The sequence below is a fragment of the Pseudomonas sp. BMS12 genome, assembly GCF_001592875.1.
Lineage (GTDB): Bacteria > Pseudomonadota > Gammaproteobacteria > Pseudomonadales > Pseudomonadaceae > Aquipseudomonas.
On sequence record NZ_LSOF01000009.1, the window covers coordinates 84,790 to 92,636 of the forward strand.

Below are 7,847 nucleotides of genomic sequence, written 5' to 3' on the forward strand. Positions count from 1 at the left end.
CCTTCACACCACCGCGATGGCGGCCATCAGGCCGGTTTCCATGTGGTCGATCACATGGCAGTGGAACATCCATACGCCGGGATTATCGGCGACGAAGGCGATGCGCGCCGTCTCGTTCTTGCCCAAAAGATAGGTATCGGTGAAGTAGGGCTCGATCTTCTTGCGATCCGAACTCAGCACTTTGAAGCTCATGCCGTGCAAGTGAATCGGGTGCAGGTACTGCGCCATGTTGCGCAGCACGAAGATGTAGTGCCCATCCTTTTTCAGCGTGGCGATAGGGCGGTCGGCACAGGTCTTGTCGTTGATGTCCCAGGCCTGGCCGTTGATCTGCCAGTAGCGTGCCGGACCGCCCTGGTTCGGACTGGCCAGAGTGGCCGCCCACTCGAAATTGAAACGCAGCGTCTCGGCGCGGCTCAGGTCCGGCTCGGCCACCGGGTTGGCTGGCAGCGCCGGCGGCCAGTCGCCAGGCGCCGCATTGCTGCTCACGCTGCGAATGGTCGCCAGGCGCAGTGGACCATTGCGCAGCGATAGCTCAGCGCCAATGGCCGGCACCTTGAGTGCCAGGTCGATACGCATGCCAGGCCCCAGCCAATAGTTCTTGCCCAGCGGGCGCGGTTTGATCGGATTGCCATCCAGGGCGTAGATACGCGCCTCGGCGCCCGGCAGATTGAGGCGATAGGTGACGGTGTTGTCGAGGTTGATCAGGCGCAGACGCACCACCTGCCTGGCCGGCAGATCGAGCGTCGGCAGCGAAACACCGTTGATGGTCGACAGGCGCCCACGAGTACCTTCGCGCGCCGCCTCGCGCGGCACCGAGAACGCGGTGAAGGTACCCTGCTCGTCCACATGCCAGGTTTTCAGGCTCAGTGTGCGTTCGTGCTGAAAACCGCTGGGCTCGCGTTCCTCGACGATCAGCGGGCCGACCAGACCACGACCGAGCTGCTCCGAGCTGGTGGTATGCGGGTGGTACCAGTAGCTGCCGGCATCGGGGCAGATGAAGTCGTAGTCGAAGTACTCGCCCGGCAGCACCGGCAACTGCGAGACATAGGGCACGCCGTCCATCTCCAGCGGCAGGCGGATGCCGTGCCAGTGGATGGTGGTCTGTTGCTCCAGCTGGTTGATGAAGCGCACTCGCAACCGCTCGCCCTGGCGGCAGCGAATCTCCACGCCGGGTACCTGGCCGCCATAACCCCAGGCGGGCGTCGAGCGCCCTGGCACCAGCTCGACATCGACGGGAGCCGCAATCAGCTCGTAATCATGGCTCGCCACATTTTCCGGACGACCCAGCCAGTAACGCACGCCGCCAGCGCCGAGACCGACAACACCGAGACCGGCCAACCCGGCAAGGACCTGCCTGCGCTTCAACTTCATTGCCCACCTATGTGCGGCCCGCAACCGGGCCCAGCCCGCACGCCATGGCGGGGTTCAAACGAGAGAGAGTCGCATTTTAGGCGGGCCGTCCCGGCAAAGTCGAACGGTCAATCGTCGCACCCATCAGGTCAGAACAAGAGTGGCCTGCCACGCCGAGCCCAGCACCAGCAAAGCACCACTGACGAAGCGCCAGCGCCGGCCCAATGGCAAGCACTTTTCCGCCAGCACCAGCAACGCCAGCGCGGCCATGCCCCACAGGCTCATGGCACCGACCACCAGCAGGAGCAGCATCAATGCCCAGCAGCAGCCCAGGCAGTACAAGCCGTGGTGGATACCGAGACGCCAGCCGCCCGCCAGCCCAGGGCGTACATGATGCTGGAGAAAGCCCAGCGGGCTCTGGCAGTGCTCCATGCAGGTCGCCTTGGCCTGACTCCACTGGAACAGGCCGGCCTGCAGCAGCACCAGGGAGCCGAGCGCGGGCGGCAAGCGCAGCGCCATGGGGTCGAGCCAGCCGAGCTGCTCGCCCAGCGCCTGCAGCCCCGCCATCAACAGCGCGAACAGGCTCCACAACAACACATAGGCGGTGCAGAACAAGCACAGTTTGGCCCGTTGCTGAGGGTCACCGTGCAGGCAGCGGCGGTACAGCAGGAATACCGGCAACGCGGCCGGCAGCATCATCGCCTGCATCATCACCACCCACATCAGCAGGGTCAGCGCTCCCTGGCACGACAGCCAGTCGGTTGGCGGCATCTGCATGTCGCCCATCGCCGCCATCGCCGCCGACTGCTCGACCTGCCACCACCAGGCCAGGGCGGCGAGCAGCAGAATGAGGGCGCTGGCAAGCAGCGCACCCAGATCCGGGGAGCGACTAGCTGCGGATGATGCCATTGGGGCCCATGTGCAGGTCGTACAGCAGCGCATTGCGCCCGGCATAGTCCAGCTTCACCGCTCCCGAACAGCGGAAAGTGGCGCTCGCACAGTCGGACTCGCCGAACTGGAAGCCATCCGGCAGCACCATACTGGCGCGATGCACCGAACCATCCATGGGATTGCGAATCGGCTCGACCCTGCCCTCCAGCACCCCGGGCACGTGGATGCTGGCCGTCAACTCGCTGCGGTCGGTACGCACCTCGACCGGCACGAAGCGCGGCTCATGCATGGTTTCCACGGTACTGGCAAAGATGGCGAAGAACGCCGTCGGCTCCTGCTCCTGACCACTGAGAATGGTCAACAGCGCCTGGCGCTGCGCCTCGCTGGCCCGCTCGTCGATAAAGGCCTGACATTGCCCGCGCCCCTCGTGAATGGGGCCCGGCCAGGCAAAGGTACAGGCGACATTGAGACCGGCCAGCGGCACATCACCGAAGTGCCCCTCCTCGATGCGATAACCCACGGCCGCCTCGCAGGTGCCATGGCTGGGCAATGCATTGAACTGACAGGGACAGCCGTATTCGCAATTGCACAGATCAACCCCAGCACCGCGCAGGCGCCAGTCGACATGCTTGGCCATGATCGTTTCCTCGCAGAGGAGCATTGTCACCCTGTGAGCTTAGGCAGCACGACTGCAGTCCCCTAGAAACAATCGACCTGTCCGCCAGGCCGCTAATCGGCCAAGCGCATAACCAGCCGCGTAGATGCAGAAAGGGCAGCCTGAGCTGCCCTTTCGTCACTGCATCATTCCCACTCGATGGTGGCAGGCGGCTTGCTCGACACGTCGTAGGTGACGCGGGAGATGCCTTCGATCTCGTTGATGATGCGGTTGGAGACCTTCTCCAGCAGTTCGTAGGGCAGGTGCGCCCAGCGTGCGGTCATGAAGTCGATGGTTTCCACGGCACGCAGGGCGACGACCCAGGCGTAGCGACGGCCGTCACCGACCACACCGACCGATTTCACCGGCTGGAACACCACGAAGGCCTGGCTGGTCTTGTGGTACCAGTCGAAGTTGCGCAGTTCTTCGATGAAGATGTGGTCGGCGCGACGCAGCAGGTCGGCGTACTCCTTCTTCACTTCGCCGAGGATACGCACGCCCAGGCCCGGGCCCGGGAACGGGTGACGGTAGACCATGTCGTAGGGCAGGCCCAGCTCCAGGCCGATCTTGCGCACTTCGTCCTTGAACAGTTCGCGCAGCGGCTCGACCAGTTTGAACTGCATGTCTTCCGGCAGGCCGCCGACATTGTGGTGGCTCTTGATCACGTGGGCCTTGCCGGTCTTGGCGCCGGCCGACTCGATCACGTCCGGGTAGATGGTGCCCTGGGCGAGGAACTTCACGTCCTTGAGCTTGGTGGCTTCCTGGTCGAACACTTCGATGAAGCTGGCACCGATGATCTTGCGCTTCTGCTCCGGGTCGCTGACGCCGGCCAGGCGGCCGAGGAATAGCTCTTCGGCGTTGGCGCGGATCACCTTGACGCCCATGTTCTCGGCGAACATGGCCATCACCTGGTCGCCTTCGTGCAGGCGTAGCAGGCCGTTGTCGACGAACACGCAGGTCAGCTGATCGCCGATGGCCTTGTGCAGCAGCGCGGCAACTACCGAGGAGTCGACACCACCGGACAGGCCCAGCAGCACCTTGCTCGAACCGACCTGGGCGCGCACGGTGGCGATGGCGTCTTCGACGATGTTGGCCGGGGTCCACAGGGCCGCGCAGCCACAGATGTCGAGGATGAAACGCGAGAGGATGCGCCCGCCCTGCTTGGTGTGGGTCACTTCAGGGTGGAACTGCACGCCGTAGTAGGCGCGGCTGTCGTCGGCCATGGCGGCGATCGGGCAGCTCGGGGTGCTGGCAAGGATGTGGAAGCCGGCGGGCATGGCGGTGACCTTGTCGCCGTGGCTCATCCACACGTCAAGGCCGAACACGCCGTCGTCGTCCATGTGGTCTTCGATGCCATCGAGCAAGCGGGCCTTGCCGACCACGTCGACACGGGCGTAGCCGAACTCGCGCAGGTCGGAGCCCTGCACCTTGCCGCCGAGCTGCTCGGCCATGGTCTGCATGCCGTAGCAGATGCCGAAGACCGGCACGCCCAGGTCGAACACCGCCTGCGGCGCGCGCGGGCTGTTCGCTTCGTGCACGGACTCCGGGCCACCGGCGAGGATGATGCCCTTCGGTGCGTAGGCATGGATGGCGTCATTTTCCATGTCGAACGGGTGGATCTCGCAATACACGCCGATTTCGCGCACGCGGCGGGCGATCAGCTGGGTGTACTGGGAACCGAAGTCCAGGATGAGGATGCGGTGGGCGTGAATGTCGTGGGCCATGGCCGTCGTCTCGTAGAGGAATCACAAATGACACGGGGCTGATCTGTCAGCCCCGTGTCGCATAGCAAAACGTCGAATCAACCGACCCGATAGTTCGGGGCTTCCTTGGTGATCTGCACATCGTGCACGTGCGACTCGGCCATGCCGGCGCCGGTAATGCGCACGAACTCCGGCTTGGTGCGCATTTCCTCGACGGTGGCGCAGCCGGTGTAGCCCATGGAGGCACGCAGGCCGCCCATCAGCTGGTGGACGATAGCGCTCATCGCACCCTTGTAGGGTACGCGGCCTTCGATGCCTTCCGGTACCAGCTTCTCGGCGCCGGCCGAGGAGTCCTGGAAGTAGCGGTCGGAAGAGCCCTGGGCCTGCGCCATGGCACCCAGCGAGCCCATGCCGCGGTAGGCCTTGTAGGAGCGACCCTGGAACAGTTCGACCTCGCCCGGGGCCTCTTCGGTGCCGGCCAGCATGGAGCCGATCATCACGGCGGAGGCGCCGGCGACGATGGCCTTGGACAGGTCACCGGAGAAGCGGATGCCGCCGTCGGCGACCAGCGGCACACCGGTGCCGGCCAGGGCGGCGGCGACATTGGCGACTGCAGATATTTGCGGCACACCTACACCGGCGACGATACGGGTGGTGCAGATCGAGCCCGGGCCGATACCGACCTTGACGCCATCGGCACCGGCCTCGACCAGCGCCTTGGCGGCGTCACCGGTGGCGATGTTGCCGCCGATCACCTGAACTTCCGGGAAGGTCTGCTTGACCCAGCGTACGCGGTCGATCACGCCCTTGGAGTGGCCGTGGGCGGTGTCGACGATGATCACGTCGACGCCGGCGGCGACCAGTGCGGACACGCGGTCGCCGGTGTCGGCACCGGTGCCGACGGCAGCGCCGACGCGCAGGCGACCTTGGTCGTCCTTGCTAGCCAGCGGGTAGGCCTTGGCTTTTTCGATGTCCTTGACGGTCATCATGCCTTTCAGGTTGAAGGCGCCATCGACGATCAGCACTTTCTCGATACGGTGCTTGTGCAGCAGGTCACGCACGGTTTCCTTGTCGGCACCTTCCGGCACGGTGACCAGGCGCTCTTTCGGCGTCATCACGTCACGCACCAGGGCGTCCAGGCGGTTCTCGAAACGTACGTCGCGGGAGGTGACGATGCCGACCAAGTCGCCATTGGAGAGCACCGGTACGCCGGAGATGTTGTGCTGGCGAGTCAGCTCGAACAGGTCACGCACAGTGGCGTCGGCTTCGATGGTGATCGGGTCCTTGACCACGCCAGCCTCGAACTTCTTGACCTTGCGCACCTCGGCAGCCTGCTGCTCGATGGTCATGTTCTTGTGGATGATGCCGATGCCGCCTTCCTGGGCCATGGCGATAGCCAGGCGCGCTTCGGTGACAGTATCCATCGCGGCGGACAGCAGCGGGATATTCAGCTCGATGCCACGGGTCAGGCGGGTCTTGAGGCTGACGTCCTTGGGCAGGACTTCGGAATAACCGGGGATGAGCAGAACGTCGTCGAAGGTCAGTGCTTCTTGGCTGATGCGCAGCATGGCGGGGCTCCCAAGAGGGAAAAATAAGAAGCGCGGCATTATACCCAGCGCCCCGCCTTCACTCAATGGCGACGCGCTACTCAGTCGTGTACCTGCACCAGGCGCACTGCAAAGCCCAGGCGTTCGGCGAAACCTTCCAGCAGCGCCGGGGAAAAGCACTCAGCCGGCCAGCCATTGAAAACGAAGGCCAGATTGGAAAAGGCGCAGGGCTGCAGGAACAGGAAGCCGTTGATGTCGTCCTCATGGCCACATTCGGGGCAGGTGAAGTTGTCGCTGACGCCGGCCGACCACTCGTCCAGGCTGGCGAACAGCGCCACGCCGATTTCACGACGGCACTCGGGGCAACCGGCCTCTTCGAGGAAATCGCGGGTCGGCGTATAGATGCAGCGCTTAGTGACGATCTGCATGCCGTTGCAAGGCTGGCCGAACGGTAGGCCTTCGGCATGCGGCAGACGCCGCGCACCTTCGGCAATGGCATGCGCCATGCCGTTACCCAGGCGCCCGCAGGTGCTTTGCTGCGCCTCGACCAGGCGCTGGCCGACCAGCCAGCGCACAACCAGGCGGGCCCGGCCCTCGGCATTGGGCAGGCTGGAAATTTGCGGCACCAGAATGCTCTGCATAGCGTTCATATAAGGAAGGATGGCTGAAAAGGCGGCGCAGTCTACTGGCTCGCCGCGCTTTGGGCACGCCGGGCAAACGGCTATGATGCCGGCCATGATCACCGACCCCTTCCAGCGCCTCGGTCTCGAGCGCGATGTCCTCTCCGTCAGCCAGCTGAACAACCGTGCCCGCCTGTTGCTGGAAGACGTGTTCGCGCAAGTCTGGGTCGAGGGCGAGATTTCCAACCTGGCCAAGCCCGCCTCCGGCCACATCTACTTCACCCTCAAGGACAACCAGGCCCAGGTGCGCTGCGCGCTGTTCCGACAGAATGCCGCGCGCGTACGCCAAGCACTGCGTGATGGCCTCGCGGTAAAAGTGCGCGGCAAGGTTTCGCTGTTCGAGGGCCGTGGCGACTACCAGCTGATCCTCGACTCGGTGGAGCCGGCCGGCGACGGCGCTCTGCGCCTGGCCTTCGAGGCGCTGAAGGAGAAACTGAGCGGCGAAGGCCTGTTCAGTACCGAACGCAAGCGCGCCCTGCCCACCCATCCGCAGCGCATCGGCATCATCAGTTCACCGACCGGCGCGGTGATCCGCGACATCATCAGCGTGTTCCGCCGCCGTGCGCCGCAGGTGGCGCTGACCCTGATCCCCACCGCCGTGCAGGGCCGCGAGGCCACCGCGCAGATCGTTCGCGCCTTGGAACTGGCCGACCGTGGCGCTTTCGACGCACTAATCCTGGCCCGTGGCGGCGGCTCGCTGGAAGACCTCTGGTGCTTCAACGAGGAAGTCGTTGCCCGCGCCGTGGCTGCCTGCAAGACGCCCATCGTCAGCGCCGTCGGCCATGAAACGGACGTATCGATCAGCGACTTCGTCGCCGACGTGCGCGCGCCTACCCCCTCCGCCGCCGCCGAACTGCTGGCACCGGACAGCTCCGACCTGCAGCGTCGCCTGGACAACCTCAAGCGCCGCCTGGCCCTGACCCTGCAGACCCGCCTGGGCCGCGAGCGCCTGCGCCTGGATGGCCTGGCCCGGCGCCTGCGCCACCCCGGCGAACGCCTGCGCCAACAGGCGCAGCGCCTG

At 65.1% G+C, this 7,847-nt stretch carries 7 protein-coding genes; 1 reads left to right on the forward strand and 6 read right to left on the reverse strand.

The window, feature by feature from the left end; all coding sequences use genetic code 11:
- Positions 1 to 3 precede the first annotated feature (3 nt).
- From AYB31_RS09510 to AYB31_RS09535, 6 genes are all read right to left on the reverse strand, one after another.
- Positions 4 to 1,371, reverse strand: a complete 1,368-nt coding sequence (locus tag AYB31_RS09510; protein WP_068828041.1) for a multicopper oxidase family protein — start codon at positions 1,369 to 1,371, stop codon at positions 4 to 6.
- A gap of 123 nt (positions 1,372 to 1,494) precedes the next feature.
- Entirely contained in the window at positions 1,495 to 2,259 is a 765-nt protein-coding gene (locus tag AYB31_RS09515; protein ID WP_068828043.1) for a DUF2182 domain-containing protein, read from the reverse strand.
- Positions 2,240 to 2,878 carry a DUF1326 domain-containing protein gene (locus AYB31_RS09520; RefSeq protein WP_068828045.1) on the reverse strand — a complete coding sequence of 213 codons (639 nt, stop codon included), beginning with the start codon at positions 2,876 to 2,878 and terminating at the stop codon, positions 2,240 to 2,242. Before AYB31_RS09520 ends, AYB31_RS09515 begins: the two co-directional genes overlap by 20 nt.
- A gap of 164 nt (positions 2,879 to 3,042) precedes the next feature.
- Positions 3,043 to 4,620, reverse strand: a complete 1,578-nt coding sequence (gene guaA / locus AYB31_RS09525; RefSeq protein WP_068828047.1) for a glutamine-hydrolyzing GMP synthase — start codon at positions 4,618 to 4,620, stop codon at positions 3,043 to 3,045.
- 77 nt (positions 4,621 to 4,697) lie between these two features.
- Positions 4,698 to 6,167 carry an IMP dehydrogenase gene (gene guaB, locus AYB31_RS09530; protein WP_068828049.1) on the reverse strand — a complete coding sequence of 490 codons (1,470 nt, stop codon included), beginning with the start codon at positions 6,165 to 6,167 and terminating at the stop codon, positions 4,698 to 4,700.
- Positions 6,168 to 6,247: 80 nt separating this feature from the next.
- Positions 6,248 to 6,796: a sugar ABC transporter ATPase gene (locus AYB31_RS09535; RefSeq protein ID WP_068828051.1), complete on the reverse strand. Its 549-nt coding sequence runs from the start codon at positions 6,794 to 6,796 to the stop codon at positions 6,248 to 6,250.
- Positions 6,797 to 6,881: 85 nt separating this feature from the next.
- On the opposite strand from AYB31_RS09535, the gene xseA reads away from it, so the two are divergent.
- The coding region (xseA, locus tag AYB31_RS09540; RefSeq protein WP_162493005.1) for an exodeoxyribonuclease VII large subunit at positions 6,882 to 7,847 on the forward strand (966 nt) is incomplete at its 3' end.

What these genes read in the sequence shown, in the direction of transcription:
- guaA (WP_068828047.1), bottom strand. Translation starts at nt 4,620, where the DNA reads ATGGCCCACGACATTCACGCCCACCGCATCCTCATCCTGGACTTCGGT.
- AYB31_RS09535 (WP_068828051.1), bottom strand. Translation starts at nt 6,796, where the DNA reads ATGAACGCTATGCAGAGCATTCTGGTGCCGCAAATTTCCAGCCTGCCC.
- AYB31_RS09510 (WP_068828041.1), bottom strand. Translation starts at nt 1,371, where the DNA reads ATGAAGTTGAAGCGCAGGCAGGTCCTTGCCGGGTTGGCCGGTCTCGGT.
- guaB (WP_068828049.1), bottom strand. Translation starts at nt 6,167, where the DNA reads ATGCTGCGCATCAGCCAAGAAGCACTGACCTTCGACGACGTTCTGCTC.
- AYB31_RS09515 (WP_068828043.1), bottom strand. Translation starts at nt 2,259, where the DNA reads ATGGCATCATCCGCAGCTAGTCGCTCCCCGGATCTGGGTGCGCTGCTT.
- AYB31_RS09520 (WP_068828045.1), bottom strand. Translation starts at nt 2,878, where the DNA reads ATGGCCAAGCATGTCGACTGGCGCCTGCGCGGTGCTGGGGTTGATCTG.